This window comes from Pseudoalteromonas sp. SIMBA_162, from assembly GCF_046535955.1.
Lineage (GTDB): Bacteria > Pseudomonadota > Gammaproteobacteria > Enterobacterales > Alteromonadaceae > Pseudoalteromonas > Pseudoalteromonas marina.
The window spans coordinates 1-260 of record NZ_JAWJBQ010000642.1; the positions used below are offsets into that span (position 1 = coordinate 1).

A 260-nucleotide genomic window follows, 5' to 3' on the forward strand; every position below is an offset into this window, starting at 1 on the left:
GTCATGGCATGAGTCGTCATCCAACCGCGGCCGCCTCACCCTCCTCCCCCACTGCCCACGCGGACCATTCCCTTACCCTCTGGAGCCCAGATGCATGACAACCTCGACTGATCCCAGCCTGGAAGCCCGACTGGAAGCACTGGAATCGCGCCTTGCGCATCAGGATGACTGGCTCGAGACCCTCGATCGCACCGTCATCACCCAGCAGCGTCAGATAGAGACACTCGAGCGCCTCACCGCGCTGATGGCCAGCCAGCTAC

At 63.1% G+C, this 260-nt stretch carries 1 protein-coding gene; it reads left to right on the plus strand.

All coding sequences use genetic code 11. The features are described from left to right. Positions 1-94 precede the first annotated feature (94 nt). A partial coding sequence (locus tag R0J88_RS21230) for a SlyX family protein (RefSeq protein ID WP_410901060.1) occupies positions 95-260 on the plus strand: 166 nt, incomplete at its 3' end.